This is a genomic window from Pantoea sp. FN0305 (assembly GCF_050113845.1).
Lineage (GTDB): Bacteria > Pseudomonadota > Gammaproteobacteria > Enterobacterales > Enterobacteriaceae > Mixta > Mixta alhagi.
This window is the reverse complement of the sequence record NZ_JBNJSN010000004.1, coordinates 265,466-287,562: the sequence shown is the minus strand read 5'-3', so window position 1 is coordinate 287,562 and position 22,097 is coordinate 265,466. Positions and strand designations below refer to the sequence as shown.

Annotated in this window: 15 protein-coding genes; 5 read left to right on the top strand and 10 right to left on the bottom strand. The window is 58.7% G+C overall.

Translation table 11 applies throughout. The features are described 5' to 3' along the window. Positions 1–30: 30 nt before the first annotated feature. Positions 31–522 carry an ATP-independent periplasmic protein-refolding chaperone Spy gene (spy, locus tag ACQE3Y_RS10365; protein ID WP_426972767.1) on the bottom strand — a complete coding sequence of 164 codons (492 nt, stop codon included), beginning with the start codon at positions 520–522 and terminating at the stop codon, positions 31–33. 478 nt (positions 523–1,000) lie between these two features. Here spy and ACQE3Y_RS10360 point away from each other — a divergent pair, with 478 nt between their 5' ends. Beyond that, entirely contained in the window at positions 1,001–2,155 is a 1,155-nt protein-coding gene (locus tag ACQE3Y_RS10360; RefSeq protein ID WP_426981601.1) for a mandelate racemase/muconate lactonizing enzyme family protein, read from the top strand. Further along, a complete protein-coding gene (locus ACQE3Y_RS10355) occupies positions 2,148–3,425 on the top strand; it encodes an MFS transporter (protein ID WP_426981600.1) in 1,278 nt (425 codons plus the stop codon). The genes ACQE3Y_RS10360 and ACQE3Y_RS10355 overlap by 8 nt, the downstream gene beginning before the upstream one ends. 38 nt (positions 3,426–3,463) lie before the next feature. Here the strand turns inward: ACQE3Y_RS10355 and astE are convergent, their stop codons facing one another. From astE to ACQE3Y_RS10330, 5 genes are read right to left on the bottom strand one after another with little or no spacing between them, the layout of a single operon-like run. After that, positions 3,464–4,477 carry a succinylglutamate desuccinylase gene (gene astE, locus ACQE3Y_RS10350; protein ID WP_426981599.1) on the bottom strand — a complete coding sequence of 338 codons (1,014 nt, stop codon included), beginning with the start codon at positions 4,475–4,477 and terminating at the stop codon, positions 3,464–3,466. Positions 4,478–4,533: 56 nt separating this feature from the next. Beyond that, positions 4,534–5,865: an N-succinylarginine dihydrolase gene (astB, locus tag ACQE3Y_RS10345; RefSeq protein WP_426981598.1), complete on the bottom strand. Its 1,332-nt coding sequence runs from the start codon at positions 5,863–5,865 to the stop codon at positions 4,534–4,536. Continuing rightward, positions 5,862–7,331 (bottom strand): succinylglutamate-semialdehyde dehydrogenase, encoded by a 1,470-nt coding sequence (gene astD / locus ACQE3Y_RS10340; protein ID WP_426981597.1) that lies wholly within the window; start codon positions 7,329–7,331, stop codon positions 5,862–5,864. The genes astB and astD overlap by 4 nt, the downstream gene beginning before the upstream one ends. Then, the gene (gene astA, locus ACQE3Y_RS10335; protein WP_426972773.1) at positions 7,328–8,371 is read right to left on the bottom strand and encodes an arginine N-succinyltransferase; all 1,044 of its coding nucleotides are present in this window, start codon (positions 8,369–8,371) and stop codon (positions 7,328–7,330) included. Before astA ends, astD begins: the two co-directional genes overlap by 4 nt. Then, entirely contained in the window at positions 8,371–9,588 is a 1,218-nt protein-coding gene (locus ACQE3Y_RS10330; RefSeq protein ID WP_426981596.1) for a bifunctional succinylornithine transaminase/acetylornithine transaminase, read from the bottom strand. The genes astA and ACQE3Y_RS10330 overlap by 1 nt, the downstream gene beginning before the upstream one ends. A 497-nt stretch (positions 9,589–10,085) precedes the next feature. Between ACQE3Y_RS10330 and ACQE3Y_RS10325 the strand changes: the two genes are divergently transcribed. The 3 genes from ACQE3Y_RS10325 to ACQE3Y_RS10315 are packed head-to-tail and all read left to right on the top strand — an operon-like array spanning position 10,086 to position 12,703. Then, on the top strand, positions 10,086–11,522 hold the full coding sequence (locus ACQE3Y_RS10325) for a cytochrome ubiquinol oxidase subunit I (RefSeq protein ID WP_426972777.1): 1,437 nt from the start codon (positions 10,086–10,088) through the stop codon (positions 11,520–11,522). Then, positions 11,522–12,532 (top strand): cytochrome d ubiquinol oxidase subunit II, encoded by a 1,011-nt coding sequence (gene cydB / locus ACQE3Y_RS10320; protein WP_426981595.1) that lies wholly within the window; start codon positions 11,522–11,524, stop codon positions 12,530–12,532. The genes ACQE3Y_RS10325 and cydB overlap by 1 nt, the downstream gene beginning before the upstream one ends. A 12-nt stretch (positions 12,533–12,544) precedes the next feature. Beyond that, positions 12,545–12,703 carry a DUF2474 domain-containing protein gene (locus ACQE3Y_RS10315; protein WP_420851634.1) on the top strand — a complete coding sequence of 53 codons (159 nt, stop codon included), beginning with the start codon at positions 12,545–12,547 and terminating at the stop codon, positions 12,701–12,703. Between the two features lie 259 nt (positions 12,704–12,962). Here the strand turns inward: ACQE3Y_RS10315 and ACQE3Y_RS10310 are convergent, their stop codons facing one another. From ACQE3Y_RS10310 to nirB, 4 genes are all read right to left on the bottom strand, one after another. Beyond that, complete coding sequence (locus ACQE3Y_RS10310) at positions 12,963–14,405, bottom strand: YchO/YchP family invasin (RefSeq protein WP_426981594.1); 1,443 nt, start codon at positions 14,403–14,405, stop codon at positions 12,963–12,965. A gap of 145 nt (positions 14,406–14,550) precedes the next feature. After that, entirely contained in the window at positions 14,551–15,372 is an 822-nt protein-coding gene (cobA, locus tag ACQE3Y_RS10305; protein WP_426981593.1) for a uroporphyrinogen-III C-methyltransferase, read from the bottom strand. Further along, complete coding sequence (locus ACQE3Y_RS10300; protein ID WP_426981592.1) at positions 15,369–18,011, bottom strand: molybdopterin-dependent oxidoreductase; 2,643 nt, start codon at positions 18,009–18,011, stop codon at positions 15,369–15,371. The genes cobA and ACQE3Y_RS10300 overlap by 4 nt, the downstream gene beginning before the upstream one ends. Further along, positions 18,008–22,096, bottom strand: a complete 4,089-nt coding sequence (gene nirB / locus ACQE3Y_RS10295) for a nitrite reductase large subunit NirB (protein ID WP_426981591.1) — start codon at positions 22,094–22,096, stop codon at positions 18,008–18,010. The genes ACQE3Y_RS10300 and nirB overlap by 4 nt, the downstream gene beginning before the upstream one ends. Between the last annotated feature and the right edge of the window lies 1 nt (position 22,097).

The window sequence follows — 22,097 nt, the reverse complement described above, 5'->3', positions numbered from 1 at the left end:
GGCGGTCTCAGGAATTACTCCGCGCGGCGATTATTCGTCAGCTGGCGGTGGAGCCATCTTACCGTCACGCATCGGCTTTTCAGTCAGACGTTTCTCAAAATTAGCGTTGTACTGCTTTTTCTGCTCCGGCGTCAGCACGTTATACAGTTTGTTCTGCGTTTCCATCATCGCCAGAGCGTTTTCTTTCGCATTGGCGGTCATTTTCTCAGCCTGCGCTTCCGCTTTGCTGCGGTCGAAACTATCGGCGGCGATAATCGCGTGATTAGCGCGGCGCTCTTCCAGTGACGGACGTTTCATATCTTTGCGGGCATCTTTCATGATGTCACGCATCTGCTGTTTCTGCGCATCTGTCAGGTTCAGATTTTTGAACATCCCCATCGGGCCATGTCCCATCGGACCTTTATGATGCATCGCCTGCTCGCTGCCTGCCGGCGGCGGGGTGATCTCATCTGCTGCGTGAGCAACGGTCGCCGCACCGAAAGCCAGAGCCGATGCTACCAAAATAGAGGTGAGTTTACGCATTGTATTGTCCTTACTTATCAGTTTTATGACGACAGCTGATGTCGCTGCTACGGAAATGAGTCTACGACACCAAACGTCAAGTACTCAGAGTCTGAGTAAAGCCCTGAAAGCATAGAAGATAAAGATGCAGCAATCCTGGAGAGAATAAGAAGATTAGGGTGAAGAATTGCAAAAGAATATGACACTATGCGGAAAAAAGAGGGAATAGTGGAGAAGTGTAACCCTGAGCACAGAATAGAGGAAAGAAAAAGTTAACGCCTGTGGGAAGATTTTTTCCTGCGCTGTTTTTGTGAGCTGCCGCGCGAGCGCTTATTCATTTGCCAAAAGATATGCTGTTTCCTCGCCCTAACTTCATGCGCCTGTACAGTGCCCCCGCCCCGCCTGTTTTTTATACTGTTGTCGGTTAATTCCAGTTAATGCTGAAAAATATTTTAAAACGCCTCTCTCTCTTATTTCCCCTACTTTTAAGGTGTATGGCATGAAAATAACAAGCATTGAGGTAATACGCCTCAGCCTCCCTTTTGACAGCGATCGTCCTACGGCGACAGATCAGGAAACCGCATGGAACGCCGCCTCGCCGGCTCTTAAACAGATGGAAACGCTGCTGGTGCGCATAGAAACCAGCAGCGGCATCCACGGCTGGGGCGAGGCTTTTGGCCATCTCGCCAACCCGGTGACGCTTCAGGCTCTACAGCAGCTGGTGATCCCCTGCTTTTTAGGCAAACCAGTTCCACAGAGCCGTGCCGCGCTGGAGGCGCTAATGGCAGAGGCGGAAAAGGCGCTGCATGGTTTTGGTCGCGGCGGGCCGGTGCGCTTTGGCCTGTCAGCCATCGATATCGCGCTATGGGATCTGCTGGGACAGCAGCTTGCTCAACCTCTGTGGCAGCTGCTGGGGGCTCGCCGTCAGCAAATTGGCCTCTACGCCAGCCTGGTCAGCTATAACAACCAGCCGGAAGAGGTTGCCCGTCAGGTCATGCGCGCCTGGCAGGCGGGGTTCCGTACTCTGAAGCTGCATGAAACCGAGTATGCGGCGATTGCCGCAGCCCGCGCCGCCCTGCCGCCAGAAGCGACGCTGATGGTCGATGTAAACTGCCCCTGGACGGTGGAAGAAGCCAGCCTGCGTGCGGCGCAACTCACGGAACTGAAGCTGGGCTGGCTGGAAGAGCCGGTCTGGCCACCAGAGGATGCGCATGGTCTGGCAAGGGTGCGCAGTGCGGGAATGCCGATCGCCGCAGGAGAGAATGCCTGCGGCGAGTGGGGTTTCGCCGAGCTGTTTAACAACGCCGCCATCGATGTGGCTCAGCCCAGCGTAGCGAAAGTAGGCGGTATTAGCGCGCTGCTGCGCGTAATTCAACGGGCGAACAAGCATCGGGTAAAGGTCGTTCCCCACTGCTTCTATTACGGCGCCGGGCTGCTGGCGACGGCGCATATTGTGGCAGCGCTGCCCGACGAGGTTCAGCTGGAAGTGCCGTTTATCCGTTTCGCCTCCCCACTCTATCCTCAGCTCGCCTTTTCGCCGACCCTTGTGCTCCCGGACGCACCGGGGCTGGGCTTTACGCCTGATGTGCAGGTAATGAAACAGCATACCGTCAGCCATTTGCAAATCGATATGGAGGGAACCCGTCATGTTTAAAAATTACCGCAGCGTTGTTGCTCTGCTTCTGTTTTTTGCCGGAATGTTGAACTATCTCGATCGGGCAGCCTTATCGGTTATGGCTCCGCTGGTAAAAAAAGATCTGCATATTGACGATGCGCAGATGGGCATCCTGTTTAGCTGCTTTTTTATTGGCTACTGTCTGTTCTGCTTTTTAGGCGGCTGGGCTGCGGATCGCTTTGGACCGCGACGGGTATTTGGCTGGGCGGCAGCAGTCTGGTCACTGTTTTGCGGCGCTACCGCGCTGGCGGGCAACTTCACCCATTTGCTGATCATGCGTGTGCTATTCGGGATTGGCGAAGGTCCGATGGGCACCACCACCAATAAATCGATCTCCAACTGGTTTCCACGTAAGGAAACGGGTCGCGCGGTGGGCTTTACCAATGCCGGGCAGCCTTTGGGCGCTGCGGTGGCGGCTCCGATAGTGGGTCTGGTGGGGCTGCATTTCGGCTGGCGCCTCTCCTTTGTGGCGATTGCGCTACTGGGTTTTGTCTGGCTGGGCTTCTGGCTGTGGCTGTTCCGGGATAAGCCGGAAGATCATCCGCGCGTTAGCGACGCTGAACGTCATCTGATTAAAGCGCACCGCCCCGCTACCCGCATCGCTGAAGCAGGAACCCGTCCCGCAGGCATCTGGCGCTACGTGTTCTCGCTGCCGGTATTGGGCGTGGCCGCCGCTTTTTTCTGCTTTAACTATATTCAGTTCTTTTTCCTCTCCTGGCTGCCGAGCTATCTGACCGATTACCAGCATCTGGATATTAAAAGCATGAGTCTGATCGGCATTCTGCCGTGGCTGGGCGCAACGGCAGGCTTTATTGGCGGGGGGTTGATCTCTGATGCTATCTACCGGCGTACCGGGAATTTTTTGTTGTCACGCAAGCTGGTGATTTTCGCCGGGCTGGCGGTTGCGGGAGTCAGCGTAATGTTTACCGCCTGGACTGACAACATCATCTTCGCCATGGCGTTGATCACGCTCGCCAGCGTGTTTGCCTATATGACGCCGCAGGCGTGCTGGTCACTGTTGCAGGATATTGTTCCGGCGGAACGCATCGGCACGGCGGGTGGTTTTGTTCATTTACTGGCAAACCTGGCGGGGATCCTCTCTCCGGCGATCACCGGCTTTCTGATCCAGTTTGGCGGGGGCTACTCTTCCGCCTTCCTGCTGGCCAGCGCACTGGCGCTCACCGGAATTGCGATGCTGGCGCTGTTTGTACGTCAACAGAGCGTAACCAGGCTACGCGCGCTGGCGTAGCGCGGTATCTACGGCCCGGTCAGTCTGGGCCGCTTTGGCTATCTATGCGCCGCCGCGTCACCGCTCAGCGCCGCGTTATGAGCATTATCTTCCACCAGCATTAAACCGGCACGCAGGCCAGGGGCAACGTTGGGATTGGGAAACAGAACATACTCTTGCGCCTGCTGCACGAAATAACGTGATTTACCATCTTCCGCCAGCAGCGTGCCCTGCGGAAAAGCAGTGAAGTTCAGCGTCTGCGGGCTCATGTGCAACTGAAAATACTCGCTGTTACGTGTTATCTGCTGCGTAACCCGATAACGACGCGGTGTCACGGTAGCTTCCGGCAGCGGTTCGCCAGCGATCAATGATGTCAGCGCCTGCTGCGCTGCCTGAAACTGTGCCAGATCGTTATGACCGAACGGCAATGCCTTGCCCAGCTCCAGCGTACAGCTGGCAGCCTGAAAATGCTCGCTGCTGTAATGGCTGAAGGTGCCGCCTGGCGCGCGATGAAACACCAGCGCCTCCATGCCCGCCGCCGCCAGCCAGTGCAAAAAATCCTCAGGCCAGGGCTGCGTACTGAACGGCAACACGCCGAAGCGCGTATGATAAGAGCCGCGGATCGCGGTATGCAGATCAAGATGCCAGCGCGTCTCCTGATGCGCCCCGGCCTGCCAGAATGTCTCCAGCGCCTGCTCCAGGCATAAAGCGCGCTGCGCTTCAGGACAATTTTCAAACTGCTGCCAGCGTCCGCCGAACAGCCGGTTTAAATCACAGCGCAGATAGCGTTCTCCGGCGCGCAACGCAGGCGGGTTGCCGAGCAAGACCAGCAGCCGCACCGTCAGCGGTAATTCCCCCTGTAACAGCCGGGTCACTATTGCATTCAGAATCTCAACCGGCGCGGTCTCATTACCATGAATACCGGCTGAAATAACCACGGCCTGTTGAGCCTGTACCAGCGGGGTCAGCTCAAGGATCCCCTCATCCAGCCATCGCCAGTGTAGATTTGGCAATGTCCCACTGGTTATTGTCGGCGGGTTGCCGGAAAGCGTTTGCTGTAACAAATCCTGCATGAAATCTCCTGTGACGCGGGAAACCGACGACGCGAAACCATCGCGCCGTCGGGCCTTTATTCCTGCTGGAATGGGTAAACACTTCCTAAGTCTAGCAAACGCGTCAGCTCATCCAGTGCTTCGCGCCCTTCGATCAGTAATTGCGGATCGGCCAAATCGGCCTGGGTAAGCCGATCGCGGTAGTGACGATCGACCCACTGGTTAAGCGTGGCGAACAATTGATCGTTCATCATCACCGCCGGGTTAACCGCCTGCTGTTCGGTAGCGTTAAGCGCCACGCGCAAACGCAGACAGGCCGGACCGCCGCCATTGTTCATGCTTTCGCGCAGATCGAACACTTTTAGTTCGCGAATCGGCCCGCCGCTCTCCACCAGCTCCGTGAGATATTGCCAGACGCCGCTATGCTGACGTGCCTCCTGCGGCAGTACCAGCAGCATAGTACCATCGTCCCGGCTCAGTAGCTGACTATTAAACAGATATGTGGCGACCGCGTCCGTCACCGACACGCGATTGTCCGGCACAATAACTGGCGTAAAGCCGGGCACTCTTTCGCTTAAATCCGTCAGGAGCTTATCCTGATGCAGAAACGCCAGCTGATGGCAAAACAGCACGCGCTGGTTGCTGACGGCAATAACATCATTATGGAAAACGCCCTGATCGATTACTGCCGGGTTCTGCTGCACAAACAGCGTGCGGGCCGGATCGAGCTGATGCAGCCTGGCCACCGCTTCGCTGGCCTCGCGCGTCTGGCGCGCTGGATAGCGCGCCGGTACCAGGCCGCCATGACTCTCTTCGCGACCATAGACAAACAGCTGCACGCCCGGCTCACCGTAGTCGCCGCCAAAGCGATTATGGTTAGCGGCACCCTCATCTCCCAGCAGCGCCACCTGCGGCAGTGCAGAATGATGAGCGAAGTAACGTTCGTCGCGGAAAATCGCGCGCAGCAGCGCGCCGGTGGTCTGCGACTCAATGGCCCGGTGAAATTTATTGTTCAGGTTCGCCACGGTGAAATGCGTTTTGCCGTCGGCGCTGTCGGCAGAAGGCGAAACCGTGGCGGCATTCGCCACCCACATGGCAGAGGCGGAACTCACCGCCGAGAGCAGCTGCGGCGCCTGCCGTGCCGCTTTAGCCAGCACCTGCGCATCGCTGCCGCTAAAGCCCAGCCGACGCAGCATCGGCAGATGGGGCCGTTCGTGCGGCGGGATCACACCCTGCGCGAAACCGGCATCCGCCAGCGCCTTCATTTTTAGCAGCCCCTGTTTTGCCGCCAGCCAGGGGTTAGAGAGCTGATGCTGATGACGCGTCGAGGCTTCATTACCAAACGACAGGCCCGCATAGTGATGGGTCAGCCCCACCAGCCCATCAAAATTCACTTCTCTGGCTTTCATGAGCGCGTCTCCGGCTGGCTGAAGTCAAGACCTGGCGACAGCGTCGCAGGCAGGGTAAGATCGGGCGTTTCCAGTGAAGCCAACGGCCAGGCACAGTAGTCGGCGGCGTACCAGGCGCTGGCGCGATGGTTGCCGGAAGCGCCAATACCGCCAAAGGGTGCGGTGCTGGCCGCGCCGGTCAGCGGCTTGTTCCAGTTAACAATGCCCGCGCGCGCCTCAATCAGCAGCTGGTCAAATTTCTCCCGCTGCGGCGAGATCAGCCCGCACGACAGACCGTAGCGGGTTGCGTTCGCCAGCGCTATCGCCTGCTCAAAGCTGTCGTAGCGCACCACCGCCAGCAGCGGCCCGAACACCTCTTCATCCGCCACGTTACTGACGCCGGTGAGATCGATAATCCCCGGCGTCAGCAGCGCGCTGTCACGCGCTGGCCAGCGCATTTTCAGCAGCGGCTTACCGCCTGCTGCAATGCGCTTCTGCCACTCCTGATAAATATGTCCGGCGGCCTGCGGCGAAATCACGCTGCCCATAAACGGCTGCGGCTCATCATTCCAGCGCCCGATGCGCAGCTGCTGCGTCACTTCCACCAGACGTTGCAGGAACGCGTCGCCTTCCGCGCCGCGCTTCACCAGCAGCCGACGCGCGCAGGTACAGCGCTGCCCGGCGGTAATAAAGGCGGACTGCACGGCAATATGCACGGCCGCGTCAATGTCGGCCACATCCTCTACGATCAGAGCGTTATTCCCGCCCATCTCCAGCGCCAGCATTTTTTCCGGCTGACCGGCAAACTGCCGATGCAGCTGATAGCCAGTGCTGGCGCTACCGGTAAACAGCACGCCGTCAATCTGCGGCTGCTGTGCCAGCGCCTGACCAACGCTGCGGGCGCCCTGCACCAGGTTCAGCACGCCCGGCGGCATGCCCGCTTCCAGCCACAGTCGCATGGTCTTTTCTGCGGTCAGCGGCGTCAGCTCGCTGGGCTTAAACACCACGCTGTTGCCCGCCAGCAAGGCAGGAACGATATGCCCATTCGGCAGATGACTGGGGAAATTGTAAGGGCCAAACACCGCCAGCACGCCATGCGGACGGTGGCGTAGTGCGCTCTCCGCCTGCTGATGCGTACCGGTACGCTCATGGTAAGCCTTAACGGAGATGGCGACTTTATTGATCATCGCCTGCACTTCGGTCAGCGCCTCCCAGCGCGGCTTGCCGGTTTCACGGGCGATGGTTTCGCTCAGATCGTTTTTATGCTGTTCCAGCTGAGCCGCAAAATTTTCTGCAATTGCCTGACGAGCAGCGAACGGCTGGCGCGCCCAGGCGGGAAAGGCGGCGCGTGCCGCAGCGCAGGCGGCGGCCACCTGCTGTTCATCAGCAGCGTTGCCCTGCCACAGCAGCGCGCCATCCACCGGATCGTTTTTACTCAGGCTTTCACCCTGGCCGCTCAGCCATTCTCCATTGATACAGTGCGTCATGCTTTTTTCTCCTCGCTACAAAGTGGCACGGCCCGCAACGTATCGCCGGGCTGACAGCGTAAAATTTCGGCGGCGGCGGCCGGGATGCGTATCTGTCCGCTGTTGGGATCGGCAGGCAACAGCAGAACGCGATAATGATAGTAGTTATCGTTGCTGACCAGGCAGAGCGGCAGCGTATCAGCAGCGGACGCCTCCTGATCGATCGCCCTGACGGTCACCAGACGGCTCTTGCGTACCGCCCGGATATGTTCAATGTCGCACTCCAGCGTAGGGCCGCCGTCAAAGATATCCACGTAATTTTGATAGCGGAAACCCTCGGCCTCCAGCACTGCGCGGGCTGGCGCGGTTTGCGGATGAACCTGCCCGATTACCGCCTGCGCCTCTGCCGACAGATAGTGAACATATAAAGGATGCTTGGGCATCAGCTCGGCGATAAAGGCTTTCTGTCCGGTGCCGCTCAGAAAATCGGCCTGGGTAAAGTCCATAGAGAAAAAGTGGCTGCCAACGCTGTCCCAGAATGGCGAGCGTCCCTGCTCATCGCTGACGCCGCGCATTTCGGCCACCACTTTATCCATAAAGCGTTCGCGGAAGGCGGCGATAAACAAGAAGCGAGATTTTGACAGCAGATAGCCGTTTTTACCGTCACGACGTTCAGGGTCGAGAAACAGCGTACAGAGTTCGCTGCTGCCGGTGTGATCGTTGCACAGCGACAGCGTGGCAAGGCTGTTATACACGTCCAGCTCTTTCGAGGCGTGTACCTGGGTACCGACGCGGAAGTTATACCAGGGATCCTCCAGCCCTACCGCCACCTCAATGGCGCAAATACCACAGGCCTGGTGGGTATCACTGTCGGCCAGCACAAAAACGTAGCCCTGCTGGGCGCGCGGCAGCGTATCCTGCCAGGTCTGGATCGAGCGCTCAATGCGCGCCGCCAGCGTTTTGCTGTCGGCGGGCAGCGAGGTCAGACCGCCGCCGGTTTTACCCGCCAGCGCCATCAGCTGCGGCAGATCGTCACGCTCTACGGGGCGAATATACATCATCACGACGCTCCTTTAATAACCGACTCGCAGGCGCGTTCAAAGCGGGCCAGCCCCTCTTTAACATCCTGCTCGCTGATAATCAGCGACGGCGCAAAGCGCACCACGTTAGCGCCTGCAATCAGCACCATCACGCCCTCGTCCGCCGCCGCCAGGCTGAACTGTTTCGCCTTGCCGCTAAAGTCTTCATTTAATACACAGCCAATCAGCAGGCCGAGCCCGCGGATCTCTTTAAACAGATGCAGGCGCTGGTTAATGGCATTCAAACCATCGGTAAACCAGCGATGGCGCAGATGTACGCCCTCCAGCACCTCCGGACAATTAACCAGCTCCATGACTTTGCCGCCAACCGCGCCCGCCAGCGGGTTACCGCCATAGGTGGTGCCGTGGCTGCCAACGTTCAGCGCCGCGCCCAGCTTCTCTGTGGTTAACATTGCGCCAATCGGGAAACCGCCGCCCAGCGCTTTGGCCGTGCTCAGCACATCCGGCGTCACGCCATAATGCATATAGGCGTAAAGCGAGCCGGTGCGGCCCACGCCGCTCTGCACTTCATCAAAAATCAGCAACGCGTTATGGCGATCGCACAGTTCGCGCAGCCCACGCAGAAAAGCCGGTTCGGCAGGCAGCACACCGCCTTCACCCTGGATGGGCTCAACGATGACCGCTGCAGTATGGTCATTGATCAGGCTCGCTACCGAATCAAGATCGTTGAATACCGCATGATCAATCCCGCCCGGCAGCGGCGCGAAATCTTTGGAATAGGCGGGCTGACCGCCTGCCGAGACGGTAAACAGCGTGCGGCCATGAAAGGCATTTTTGAAAGCGATAATGTTGCTTTTTTCCGGCCCGAAATGGTCGTGAGCATACTTACGCGCCAGCTTCAGCGCCGCTTCGTTCGCCTCGGCACCGGAGTTGCAGAAAAACACCCGCTCGGCAAAAGTGGCATCAATCAGCTGTTTCGCCAGACGCAAAATTGGCGCATTAGTATAGCCGTTGCCGGTGTGCCAGAGTCTGGCCGCCTGCTGCTGCAGCGCCTGCTGAAGTTCGGGATGCGCATGGCCCAGCGCATTAACGGCAATACCACCGGCGAAATCGACATATTCCTTACCGTTTTGATCCCACAGCATTGAGCCTTCCGCACGATCCGGCACAAAACTGGCAGGAGAATAAGCGGGAACCATCCAGCGATCGAAATCCTGACGAGAAACTGACTGTTGCATAGCGGCCTCATAGCATCACCCGCGGGTGAATCAAAAGTTTAAATTATGTTAATGAAATGATTCATTGCAGCTCTACTCTAGATTGCATGCTGTGTGCCAGCCAGCGTTAAAAATGCATAAAACAGGTTCATCAACCGTAAATCAATCACTTACGATTCAATGCTATTCACACTAAATGCATAAATAGTGAATAAATATCTGAGGCTGCGGCATAAACGACAGATCAAACAGCGGAATTATGCAGCGATAAAATAAAATATTGCTTTTGTGATCCTGAATAACATTTGCTGTTAAAACAGGGCATAACAGGCACAGTAAAAAGGCGAAGCGCATCAAAACAGTGCACAACGCGCCCTGACTGTTATAGGTTATTTTCTATTTTCTGTTTCTGTTATAGCTATCATTTCTGTGGTTCACTGCACCCTCTTCTACACTTGTTGTGTTATCAGCAAGGACTTTCTCTTTGGACGCTTAATAATGAACATCTCGAGGTGGCTATGTTCGGTTTAGACGCATTCGAACTGGCAAGGATACAATTTGCGTTTACGGTCTCTTTTCACATAATTTTTCCTGCAATTACCATTGGTCTTGCCAGTTTTCTGATGGTGCTGGAAGCGTTATGGCTGAAAACCCGCAATAACACCTGGCGCGACCTGTATCATTTCTGGTTGAAAATTTTTGCAGTGAATTTTGGTATGGGTGTGGTTTCCGGCCTGGTCATGGCTTACCAGTTCGGGACCAACTGGAGCGGGTTCTCCGCCTATGCGGGCAGCATTACCGGCCCGCTGTTGACCTATGAAGTGCTGACCGCCTTCTTCCTGGAAGCGGGCTTCCTTGGCGTAATGATGTTTGGCTGGAACCGCGTGGGGCCGGGACTGCATTTCTTTTCTACCTGCATGGTGGCGCTGGGGACGCTGATGTCGACCTTCTGGATCCTCGCCTCCAATAGTTTTATGCATACGCCGCAGGGCTATGAGGTGCTTAACGGCCAGCTGATCCCGGCTGACTGGTTTAAAGTGATTTTTAATCCCTCTTTCCCTTATCGTCTGCTGCATATGACAACCGCCGCCTTCCTCTCCACCGCCTTTTTTGTCGGCGCATCGGGCGCGTGGCATCTGTTGCGCGGTAACAAGAGCCCGGCAGTTAAACGGATGTTCTCGATGGCGATGTGGATGGCGCTGATTGTTGCACCTATCCAGGCCGGTATTGGCGATGCGCACGGCCTGAATACGCTGGAGCATCAGCCAGCTAAAATCGCGGCGATTGAAGGTCACTGGGAGAATACCCCTGGCGAGCCGACGCCGCTGATTCTGTTTGGCCTGCCCGATATGGAGGCGGAAGAGACAAAGTATGCGGTAGAGATACCGGTGCTGGGCAGTATTATCCTGACCCACAGTATGACCAAACAGATCCCGGCGCTGAAAAGCTTTCCGCCGGAAGATCGTCCTAATTCCACCATTATTTTCTGGTCGTTCCGCATTATGGTGGCGCTGGGCCTGTTGATGATTCTGGCAGGCGTCTGGAGCCTGGTGCTGCGCCTGCGTAAGCGGCTGTACGATCAGCGCCTGTTCCACCGTTTTGTGCTACTGATGGGGCCATCCGGTCTGCTGGCGATCCTGGCCGGCTGGTTTACCACTGAAATTGGCCGTCAGCCGTGGGTGGTGTACGGGCTGATGCGTACCCGCGATGCGGTTTCCAGTCACGGTACGCTGCATATGTCGATAAGCCTGCTGGCCTTTATTCTGGTTTACGCCTCGGTGTTTGGCGTGGGTCTGGTTTATCTGCTGAAACTGGTCGCGCGCGGGCCGCAGCCATTTGTGGATCATGCGATGCACGGCGGTCCGGGCACGCCTCGTACGCCAGCCCGTCCGCTCTCTGCCGCCGATGAGTCGCTGGATGAGCCCAAGAAAGATGAACTGGGAGGAATTAAATAATGGGTATCGATCTTCCGCTGATCTGGTTCATCATCATTGTGTTTAGCATTCTGATGTACGTGGTGATGGATGGCTTTGACCTTGGCATCGGTTTGCTCTATCCGATGGTGCGCGAGACTAAAGACCGCGACGTAATGATGAATACCGTTGCGCCAGTCTGGGACGGCAACGAGACCTGGCTGGTGATGGGAGGTGCCGGGCTCTTCGGCGCTTTCCCGCTGGCCTATTCGGTGATTCTGGATGCGCTGGCGGTGCCGCTGACGATTATGCTGATCGGGCTGATTTTTCGTGGCGTCGCCTTTGAGTTCCGCTTTAAGGCCACGGTGTCGCATCGCGGCTTCTGGGATAAGTCCTTTATCGCTGGTTCTTTTATCGCGACCTTTGCGCAGGGCGTGGTGCTGGGGGCGTTCCTGAACGGTTTCCCGGTGCAGGGACGAGAATGGAGCGGCAGCGTGTTCGACTGGATTACCCCATTCAGTCTGTTCTGTGGGCTGGGTCTGGTGGTGGCCTATGCGCTGCTGGGTGCCAGCTGGCTGATTATCAAGACGGAAGGCCATCTGCTGCAAACCATGCGTAAACTGGCGCGTCCGCTGCTGCTGGCGCTGCTGGTAGTAATGGCGATTGTCAGCATCTGGACGCCGCTGACGCATCAGTCGATTGCTGACCGCTGGTTTACCACGCCGAATCTGTTTTTCTTCCTGCCGGTGCCGGTTTTGGTGTTGTTAGTGTCATGGGCGCTGTGGCGTAACGCCTGGCTGCCGGATGCGCACTATGCGCCTTTTATTCTGACGCTGGCGCTGGTGTTCCTGGGCTTTAGCGGGCTGGGGATCAGTATTTGGCCAAATCTGATCCCGCCGGATATTACGTTCCGCGCGGCCTCTGCGCCGCCGGAGAGCCAGGGCTTTATGCTGGTTGGCGCGCTGTTTATTATCCCGCTGATTCTGGTGTATACCTTCTGGAGCTATTATGTATTCCGCGGCAAGATCGATCCGAATCAGGGTTACCATTAACAGGAGTATGCGATGGCAATTCAACGCATGACCGGGAAAACCACGAAGCAGCCGCTGTGGCGCCGGTTGCTGTGGATGGTGATTATCTGGGGCGGCAGCGTGCTGGCGCTGTTTGTGGTGGCCAGTCTGTTCCGCGTGCTGATGTCCGCTGCCGGTTTGAAAACGCATTGATAGCCTGTTAGTGCGGGGTGTCGCCTGTTAGCGCAGTGCCTGCACAGGGCGTTCAGGCCGATCGTAAAGACGCAAAAAACGTCATTCCTGACAGCTCGCCCCGCGCCCTTCATGGCGCGGGGCGCTTTACTCTTCTGCCTGAACGCCCTGTGCTTTACGTTAGGAGTGGTCTGCGTAAAGCTAACGCACTAACGCACTGCCTGCCCCTGCGCTTTAAGCTGGACGTAGCCTGCATTAAAGTTCATACAGGCTTCCTGCGCTACGGTGCGGCCTGCATTACGTCGAAGCGGTCTGCGGCGGGCGTCTGCAGCGTCATCGGTGGCGTGACCTGCAGCGTGATCCAGTTAGAGGTTACGCGCTGCTGCTTGCTGTCTTCCAGCGTTACCGACAAGCGATACTGATTGCTGGCTCCGGGCGAGTTATCCCAGGCGGGCATAATCACTGTCCATCCGTGTGGGCTGCGATTGTCCGGCGGCGGCGTCAGGCTCAGCGCCTGCGTATCGCCCTGCCAGCTCACAGCAGTAATGTCATTGGCAGCGCGAATCTGAAGTTTCAGCGCCAGCGCTTCACCTGAACTCAGCTGCCAGGGCGGCGTCGCCAAAAATACCGATAGCGTTTTACGCTGGCGGAACTCCAGTACCGGCGTGGTATTGCGCTCAACCAAATCGTAACGGCTGCCGCGCAGCGATCGTGCCTCGGCGACGTTATCGGCGGAGAGCTGCTTGCTCAGCGCCACGCCGGGGCGATAGTTGATACGCATGCCCAGTTGATCCTGCGACTGGCCGCTTTCACCCTCTTTATGCGAGGCGGTAAAGGTCAACAGCGGCACCGGGGTATAGTTGACCCCGACTTTCACCGCAACCGGGTTTTTCTCCAGGCTGCCGTTATTAAACAGCGCCACCTGATCCCCCAGGTATTGCTCCCAGGTTACCGAAACGCCCAGCTGGCGATAAAACGGCAGATAGCCCTGGGTAGTAATATCGTAGCCGCGCGCCATGCGGTTTTGTTGAAGAGCACTGCTGCTACGCCAGCCGCTAAGCGGCGCATAGTAATTTGCCGAGAGGCGCAGGAAATCGCTCCAGGCCTCGGTACCGAGCGAGGCGCGCTGTAAACCTGAATCGAATTGGCGATCCACCAGCGCGTTATAGCCGAGTAGCCAGTTGTCCGCTACCCAGCGCTGCCCCAGTCCGGCACTGCCCACCAGCCCATCGCTGGTTTGCGTGACGCCCAGCTGCGAAAAGGTTAAATAGTGATAGTTATCCTGCCAGGGAGTGAGCAACTGGCCGCCACTGCCATTAAAATTACCCTCCATATCTACCTGCAGCGAAAGCTGCGCCGTGCCATAAGGAGAAAGCAGCGACTGCCCCTCATCCACCAGTCGTCCGGTAACCTCATCGCGCAAATGATTAAACGCCCAGACTCCCGCCTGTTGGCCAAAGTTTGCGTCGCTGGAGCTGTTACTGGCTTCGCCGATGCTTTTGGCGATCTGCGCCAGGCGCGTGGTGAAGGCATCTTCTGACGACACATCGCCGCCAAGGCTGGGAAGGCTCTCCTGTACAGCGCTAAAGCGCGCAGGATCGTTAAAGGGGGCGTCGGGCACCCTGCTTTCCGGCTGAAAAGCATGGGCATCGCGGCTCAGTAACAGCGTGCCGGGCAACAGCAGCAAAAATGTAGATAAGGTAACTCGGTGTATTAATAACATAGCGGCGTCGGGGTTAACTTAAGCTGTCATCATGGGTGGCCGTAATCAGCGTGAATAAGCCTTTAGCTTAGCATAATTGTGAGCTGGATCATGATTTTCCCGACGCGTCATTAGTCTGAAAAGCGCGCTGTTATGAGCGCGAATCTCACCCTGAAGCCCCTGTCGCGCATGGTACTGCTTCTGCCGCCTGAGAGGCACGATAGAGCCTTACCACCTCGCCCACGATAATGAGCGAAGGCGACAGCGGCTGATAGTGCATGATGGTCATCGGCAGCTGGGCCAGCGTCGTGATCAATACGCGCTGGTCATGCCGCGTGCCGCGCTCAATCACCGCAACCGGGGTGTCAGCAGCGCGTCCGTGCTGACGCAGCTGACTACTGAGTTCCGCGCCCCAGGTCAGTCCCATATAGAACACCAGCGTCTGGCTGGCATCCTGTAAGCTCTCCCAGGCAAGGTGCGGCTTGCCCTCTTTGCCGTGACCGGTAATAAAGCGTACCGACTGCGCCATGTCCCGGTGCGTCAGCGGGATACCGCAGGCGGCGGCGCAGCCGGTCGCAGCCGTGATGCCCGGCACAACATCACAGGCGATGCCCGCCGCCTGCAGCTGCTGCATCTCCTCTCCGCCACGGCCAAAAATAAAGGGATCGCCCCCCTTCAGCCTCACGACCTTGCGTCCGCTGCGGGCTAAATCCACCAGCAGCTGGCTAATCTGATGCTGTTTCATGCCGTGAAAACCCGGCGTTTTACCGACGTCAAGCGCCAGCGTGTCGGTGGGGATCAGTGCCAGCACCTCTTCGCTGACCAGCCGATCGTAAACCACCACGTCCGCCTCGCCGAGCAACCGCAGCGCCTTCAGCGTCAGCAGTTCGGCATCACCCGGCCCCGCGCCCACCAGCCAGACGCTGCCCTGCGCCTGGTTAATGCCGTCGCTTAAAAGCCTGTTCAGTGCAGGTAACCGTTGTGTCATGCTGACCTCCCGCTTACCGCCTCAGCCTGCTGAGGGGCATGTTGTTCAATAAGTTTTTTCAGCTCCGGCAGGCAGGAGCCACAGTTGGTGCCACACTTCAGCTGCTGCCCCAGCGCCGCACAGCTTAACGCGCCCTGACGGATCGCAGCGGTAATCTGCTGTTCGCCAATGCCAAAGCAGCTGCAGAGGGTTTTGCCACGCGCTTCTTCCAGCATGGCGCGCCCCGCCAACAGTGCAAAGCGTGAGGCTGACGAAGCGGGCGGCTGCTGAAAAGCGGCGACAATCAGAGCATCATCCGTTACCGGACGGCGCGCAGCGGCATAAAAGGCAAGCTGAACCTCGCCCCGATGCCAGGCTACCAGGTGATAAAAAGCCTGTTCATCGCCCGCCTGCTGTAGCGTCCATTCCGGTTTTAACATTGTCTGCAGCCAGCGGCGTGGGTCGCCCTGGTGTGCCAGTGAAAAGCGGGCAATGCCGTCTGCTACCGGTATGCGGCACCACCAGTTAACAACCGCTGGCGTGACGTTGTCACGTAGAAACAGCGTGCCCTGCCAGTCACTCTGCCAGGGCTGAATGCGTACCGGGGTCTGTTTGCTCTCCGGCTGACCGGAGTGTTCGCAGCGCCAGGGTGCCACCAGCCGATCCACATTGCCCTCGGCGCAATACTGTTGATTCCAGTGCATCGGCACAAACAGCGTGCCCGGCGTTTGATCTTCCGTCAGGATAGCGCGCGTCAGCATCCAGCCATGCCGCGACTGAATACGCACCAGCGCATCGGGCCAGATGCCATAGCGCAGCGCATCATCAGGATGCAGTGCCACAAAGGGTTCGGAATAATGTTGCAGCAGACGCGGCACCAGTCCGGTACGCGTCATGGTATGCCACTGGTCGCGGATTCGGCCGGTGTTCATCATTAACGGCCAGCTGCGGCTCACGGCAACGCGCGGTCCGGCAGGCGTTACCGGCAGCAGGCGCGCCTTGCCGTCGGGATGATAGAAGCGGCGTGTAGCAAACAGCCGGGCGCACCCCTGCGGATAGTCACCGTTGACCGGCCACTGCAGCGGCTTCAGATCGTCCCATTCATTGTTGCTGAGCTGCGCCAGTCCGCTGATATCAAAGGCGCGCCGTCCCTGATTTTCAAAGCCGGAAAGTGCGGCATGCTCACGAAATATTTCCGCCGGATGCTGCCAGCTGAACGCGGTGCCGTATCCCAATCGCTGCGCGACCTGCGCCAGCATCCACCAGTCAGGACGCGCTTCGCCCTGCGGCGATATAAAGGCGCGCTGACGTGAAATGCGGCGTTCAGAGTTGGTCACCGTGCCGTTTTTCTCACCCCAGGCCTGGGCCGGCAGCAGAATATCGGCAAAGGCGTTGGTATCGGTGGCGCGCATAACGTCAGAGACAATCACCAGCTCGCAGCGCTGCAACGCCTGCGCCACGGCGTTGCCGTCCGGCAGCGAGACCGCCGGGTTGGTACCCATAATCCAGACTGCTTTCACCTCGCCACGCCCAATCGCCTGAAACAGCTCCACCGCCTTCAGGCCTGGCTGCGTCGCAACCCGCTCGCTCTGCCAGAAGCGTTTTAGTCGATCGCTGTTTTCCGGAGTGAAGTCCATTTGCGCCGCCAGCTGATTTGCCAGCCCGCCGACTTCGCGTCCGCCCATGGCGTTGGGCTGGCCGGTCAGAGAAAAAGGACCGCTGCCAGGCTGCCCGATCTTGCCGCTAAACAGATGCGCATTCAGAATCGCATTACACTTGTCGCTGCCGCTGGAAGACTGATTAATGCCCATGCACCACAGCGTTAATACCCGTTGATGCGCTGCAAACAGGCGATAAAACGCCTGGATATCCTGCTGCGGCAGCTCACAGGTTTGGGCCACACGTTCAGATGTCCACTCGGCTGCGGCCGCCAGGGTTTCCGGCACCTGATCCAGGTGCGGTTGCATAGCGCTGTCACCGTAGCCGCCCTGCGCCAGCCAGTGTAGCAACCCGTTAAACAGCGCGCTGTCGCTGCCCGGCGCGAGCGGCAGGTGGAGATCGGCCAGATCGCAGCTGGCGCTGCGGCGCGGATCGATAACCACCACGCGCAGCGCCGGATTCTGCTGCTTCGCCTGCACCAGCCGCTGATACGCCACGGGATGTGTCCAGGCTGCATTGGAGCCAACCAGAACGATAACCTCCGCGCGGGCGAAATCCTCATAGCAGCAGGGAACCGCATCGGCCCCCAGCGCACGCTTGTAGCCGGTTACCGCCGAAGCCATACAGAGACGCGAGTTGGTGTCGATATTGCCGCTGCCGATAAACCCTTTCATCAGTTTATTGGCAACGTAGTAATCCTCGGTCAGCAGCTGGCCGGAAGCGTAAAACGCCACGGCGTTGGGACCATGCTGCTGAATGATCTTCTGTAACCGTTCGGCGACGCTATCCAGCGCGCTCTGCCAGGAGACGCGCCGCCCGTCCACCAGCGGCCACAGCAGGCGGCCCGCCGGGATGAGCGTTTCGGCCAGCGCCGCGCCCTTCACGCACAGACGCCCCGCATTGGCCGGATGCTGCAGGTCACCGCTGACCTGCCAGCCCTGCACGTCCGCCCTGACCTCTACGCCGCAGCCGACGCCGCAGTAAGGACAGGTGGTTTTCATGATGCCTCCGCCACGCTCAGCTTACCCACTGCCAGCGGCTCGCTGCCGACCAGCACCCGTCCGGCTACAATACGCACCGGCCAGCAGCGCAGTTGCAAATCTGCGCCATCAAGCGCGATGCCGTCACGCAGGCGAAAACGCTGTTTATAAAGCGGTGAGATCACTATCGGCTCACCGGCAACATCGCCCAAAATACCACGCGACATTACGCTGGCGTTGGTGCCGGGTTCATTATCATCCAGCGCATAAATCACATCGCCAAAACGGAACAGCGCAATACGCTGACCGCCCAGCCGCGCGCCGATGCCCGCCTGCGGCGGAATCGCCCCCAGCGTGCAGATATCGCTCCAGGGCTCTTGCGGCAGGGGTAACGTCACGCTCTGCGGCGCGGTTGCCGGGCGGATTTGGCCGCGCTCCCGCTGCCACTGTAGCGTTTCATCCGGCTCGTCGCTGTTCAGCGTGGCGCGAAACAGCCGCAGCCGATCCGGCGACGCCAGTGTGGTGCGCCATTCGCACTGCCAGCTGTCGACAATCTGCTGCATCTCCTGCTCCAGCTCCGCCCCAATCCCCAGACTATCGTGGATAACCACTTCACGCAGGTATTCCAGCCCGCCCTCCAGGTTATCCATCCAGACGCTGGTGCGCTGCAGGCGATCTGCGGTGCGGATATAGAACATCAGCAGGCGATCCACATAGCGGATTAAGTCCTGCTCGTCCAGATCGCTGGCAAAGAGATCGGCATGGCGCGGCTTCATGCCGCCGTTGCCGCAAACGTACAAATTCCAGCCGTTTTCCGTGGCAATGACGCCAATATCCTTGCTCTGCGCCTCAGCGCATTCGCGGGTACAGCCGGACACCGCCATTTTAATTTTATGCGGCGCGCGCAGCCCCTTATAGCGATTCTCCAGCTGGATGGCGAAGCCGGTAGAGTCCTGCACGCCATAGCGGCACCAGCTGCTGCCGACGCACGATTTAACCGTTCGCAGCGACTTACCGTAGGCGTGGCCGGTTTCAAATCCGGCATCAAGCAGCGCCTGCCAGATAGCGGGCAGTTGATCCAGCGCCGCGCCAAACAGATCGATGCGCTGACCGCCGGTGATTTTACTGTAGAGATTAAAGCGCTCAGCAACCTGACCGATGGCAATCAGCCCCTGCGGCGTAATCTCGCCGCCGGGAATACGCGGCACCACCGAGTAGCTGCCATCTTTCTGTATATTGGCGAAGTAGCGATCGTTGGTCTCCTGAAGGGGCAAGTGCTGTGGTTTCAGCAGATAATCGTTCCAGCATGAGGCGAAAATCGAGGCGGCCAGCGGCTTGCAGATTTCACAGCCGTGACCACGGCCATGCTGTGCCAGCAGCTGTTCGAACGTTTTGATCCGGCCCACGCGTACCAGATGATAAAGCTGCTGACGCGACCAGGCGAAATGTTCGCAGACATCTTTCCTGACCTCAACGCCCTGTGCCGCCAGCTGATGTTCCATCACCTGTTTGACCAGCGCGCTACAGCCGCCGCAGCCGGTGGCGGCTTTGGTACCGCTTTTCAATGAGGCCATGTCCCCACAGCCGTTGCTGACCGCATGGCAAATATCGCCTTTGCTGACGTTATGGCAGGAGCAAATTTGCGCACTCTCCGGCAGCGCCGCTACGCCCAACGCTTTTGTTGGCGCACCAGACGAGCGCGGCAGGATCAGGCTTTCCGGCTGAGGCGGCAGCGGAATAGCATTCAGCATCATCTGTTGCAGCTCGCTGTATTCGCTGCTGTCGCCTACCAGCACCGCCCCCAGCAGCCGTTTGCCATCGGCGGAGACCACAATTTTCTTGTAAATCTCCTGCGGGCCATTGATCCAGTGGTAGCTTTGACTGCCTTCGCTGCGCCCATGCGCATCGCCCAGCGAGGCAACTTCCACGCCCAATAGCTTTAGTTTGGTGCTCATATCCGCGCCGGTGAAGGCGGCCGGTTCATCTGCCAGAGTGCTGGCCAGCACGCGCGCCATCTGATAGCCAGGCGCAACCAGGCCAAATATCTGCCCCTGCCACAGCGCACATTCGCCAATCGCCGCAATGTCCGGATCGCTGGTGCGACAGCCGTCGTCGATCACGATGCCCCCGCGCGGCCCCAGCGTGAGGCCCGCCTCGCGTGCCAGTTCATCACGCGGGCGAATACCGGCGGAAAACAGCACCAGATCGCTCTGCAGCGTACCGCCATCGGCAAAATGCAGCTGTAGCGAGCCATCCGCCAGCGTTTCAATTTCACGCGTTTCGGTGGCGGTATGCACCGTAACGCCCAACGCTTCGATTTTACGCCGCAGCATCTGCGCGCCACCCTCATCCAGCTGCACCGCCATCAGACGCGGGGCAAACTCCACCACATGCGTTTCCAGGCCCAGGGTTTTCAGCGCATTGGCCGCTTCCAGCCCCAGCAGACCGCCGCCGATCACCACGCCGCGGCGGGCACTGGCAGCGCGTGCCCTGATCGCATCCAGATCGGTTAAGGTACGATAGACAAAGCAGTTGTCTGCGTCGAAGCCCGGAATCGGCGGTACGAAGGCGTAAGAGCCGGTGGCGAGTACCAGCCTATCCCACGCCATCTCACGTCCGCTGCTGTCGCGTACGCAGCGGCGCTGGCGGTCAATATGGGTGACCTTTTCGTGACAACGTAACTCAATATCATGTCGGGTAAAAAAATCTTCACTTACCAGCGACAGCGCCTGCGCATCGCGCCCGGAGAAGTAGTCGGAAAGGTGTACGCGATCGTAGGCGCTGTGCGGCTCTTCGCCATAAACCACCAGCTGATAGCGCAAATGCAGCTGCTTATTTACCAACTGTTCAAGAAAATAGTGGCCAACCATGCCGTGACCTATTACCACCATAACCGGTTTGTTCATCGCTTTACTCTCCGCAGCCTCAGGCTGCCTGTGGGGATAGGTGAAGCCAAACAGCGCGCCCTCAGTAACGGGAGCGCTGTGTTGCAGATGTTGCAGCAGCGAGGCTGCCGCTGAGGTATCGCCATAAAGGATCGCGCCGGTGAGTTTGCCGTCACGCAGCACCAGCCGACGATAGTGCTGGCTGAGCGGATCGCTGGCGGTCAGCGAACGGCTGCCGGGCGCGCTGCCGGTCTCGCCAACGCTAAAGATGTCGATGCCGGTGACTTTTAATCGGGTGCCCTGCGCCTGATGGTGAAAATCAGCAATGGGCATATTGGCCAGCTGATGCGCCAGGACTTCTGCCTGTGCCAGGCACGGTGCCAGCAGGCCAAACGTTTCCCCGTTAATTTCACAACATTCACCCAGCGCCCAGATGCCTGGAAGCGTGCTGCGCAGCTGGCTATCCACCAGAATGCCCTGAGCGCAGGGAATACCGGCTTTACGTGCCACGGCGACAGCGGGCTGCACACCGATGGCGATAACCACATTAGCGGCAGGCAGCGTTTCACCGCTGGTTAAGGTGACGGTGTCACGATGAATACCTTCCATGCCTGCGCCAGGACGGCAGCGGATGCCACGCTGCGTCAGCGCCTGTGCCAGCAGGCCGCCAGCGGTTTCATCCAGCTGGCGATCCAGCAGCCAGCGATGACGATGCACCAGCGTGACGTCGCGACCGCGCAAACGCAGCGCCGCGGCGGCCTCTATCCCTAACAGGCCGCCGCCCAGCACCACCACCGGCCCGTCCAGCGCCAGCATCCGCTCCACGTCTCGCACTGTGCGAAAGCCGCCGACATGGGGTTGTTCAATGCCGGGGATCGCGGGCAGGCGCGGCTCGGCACCGGTGGCAAATACCAAACGATCCCAGTTCAGCCTGCGCCGTTCCGTGGTCAGCTGGCACTGTTGCACATCCACCGCCAGCACTTTCTCTCCTGCCAGCAGGCGAATGCCCTGCTGCTGATACCATTCCGGCGCGTGGATAAGCGTCTCCTGAAAGCTTTTTTCACCGCCCAGCACCGGCGAAAGCTGGATACGGTTGTAATTGCCCTGCGCCTCGCTGCCGATCACCGTGATGCGATAGCGTCCGGGCGCCAGCTGCAGCAGGGTTTCCACCATCCGCATTCCCGCCATGCCGTTACCGATAACCACCAGATGTTCAGGCATT

What these genes read in the sequence shown, in the direction of transcription:
- spy (WP_426972767.1), bottom strand. Translation starts at nt 522, where the DNA reads ATGCGTAAACTCACCTCTATTTTGGTAGCATCGGCTCTGGCTTTCGGT.
- ACQE3Y_RS10360 (WP_426981601.1), top strand. Translation starts at nt 1,001, where the DNA reads ATGAAAATAACAAGCATTGAGGTAATACGCCTCAGCCTCCCTTTTGAC.
- ACQE3Y_RS10355 (WP_426981600.1), top strand. Translation starts at nt 2,148, where the DNA reads ATGTTTAAAAATTACCGCAGCGTTGTTGCTCTGCTTCTGTTTTTTGCC.
- astE (WP_426981599.1), bottom strand. Translation starts at nt 4,477, where the DNA reads ATGCAGGATTTGTTACAGCAAACGCTTTCCGGCAACCCGCCGACAATA.
- astB (WP_426981598.1), bottom strand. Translation starts at nt 5,865, where the DNA reads ATGAAAGCCAGAGAAGTGAATTTTGATGGGCTGGTGGGGCTGACCCAT.
- astD (WP_426981597.1), bottom strand. Translation starts at nt 7,331, where the DNA reads ATGACGCACTGTATCAATGGAGAATGGCTGAGCGGCCAGGGTGAAAGC.
- astA (WP_426972773.1), bottom strand. Translation starts at nt 8,371, where the DNA reads ATGATGTATATTCGCCCCGTAGAGCGTGACGATCTGCCGCAGCTGATG.
- ACQE3Y_RS10330 (WP_426981596.1), bottom strand. Translation starts at nt 9,588, where the DNA reads ATGCAACAGTCAGTTTCTCGTCAGGATTTCGATCGCTGGATGGTTCCC.
- ACQE3Y_RS10325 (WP_426972777.1), top strand. Translation starts at nt 10,086, where the DNA reads ATGTTCGGTTTAGACGCATTCGAACTGGCAAGGATACAATTTGCGTTT.
- cydB (WP_426981595.1), top strand. Translation starts at nt 11,522, where the DNA reads ATGGGTATCGATCTTCCGCTGATCTGGTTCATCATCATTGTGTTTAGC.
- ACQE3Y_RS10315 (WP_420851634.1), top strand. Translation starts at nt 12,545, where the DNA reads ATGGCAATTCAACGCATGACCGGGAAAACCACGAAGCAGCCGCTGTGG.
- ACQE3Y_RS10310 (WP_426981594.1), bottom strand. Translation starts at nt 14,405, where the DNA reads ATGTTATTAATACACCGAGTTACCTTATCTACATTTTTGCTGCTGTTG.
- cobA (WP_426981593.1), bottom strand. Translation starts at nt 15,372, where the DNA reads ATGACACAACGGTTACCTGCACTGAACAGGCTTTTAAGCGACGGCATT.
- ACQE3Y_RS10300 (WP_426981592.1), bottom strand. Translation starts at nt 18,011, where the DNA reads ATGAAAACCACCTGTCCTTACTGCGGCGTCGGCTGCGGCGTAGAGGTC.
- nirB (WP_426981591.1), bottom strand. Translation starts at nt 22,096, where the DNA reads ATGCCTGAACATCTGGTGGTTATCGGTAACGGCATGGCGGGAATGCGG.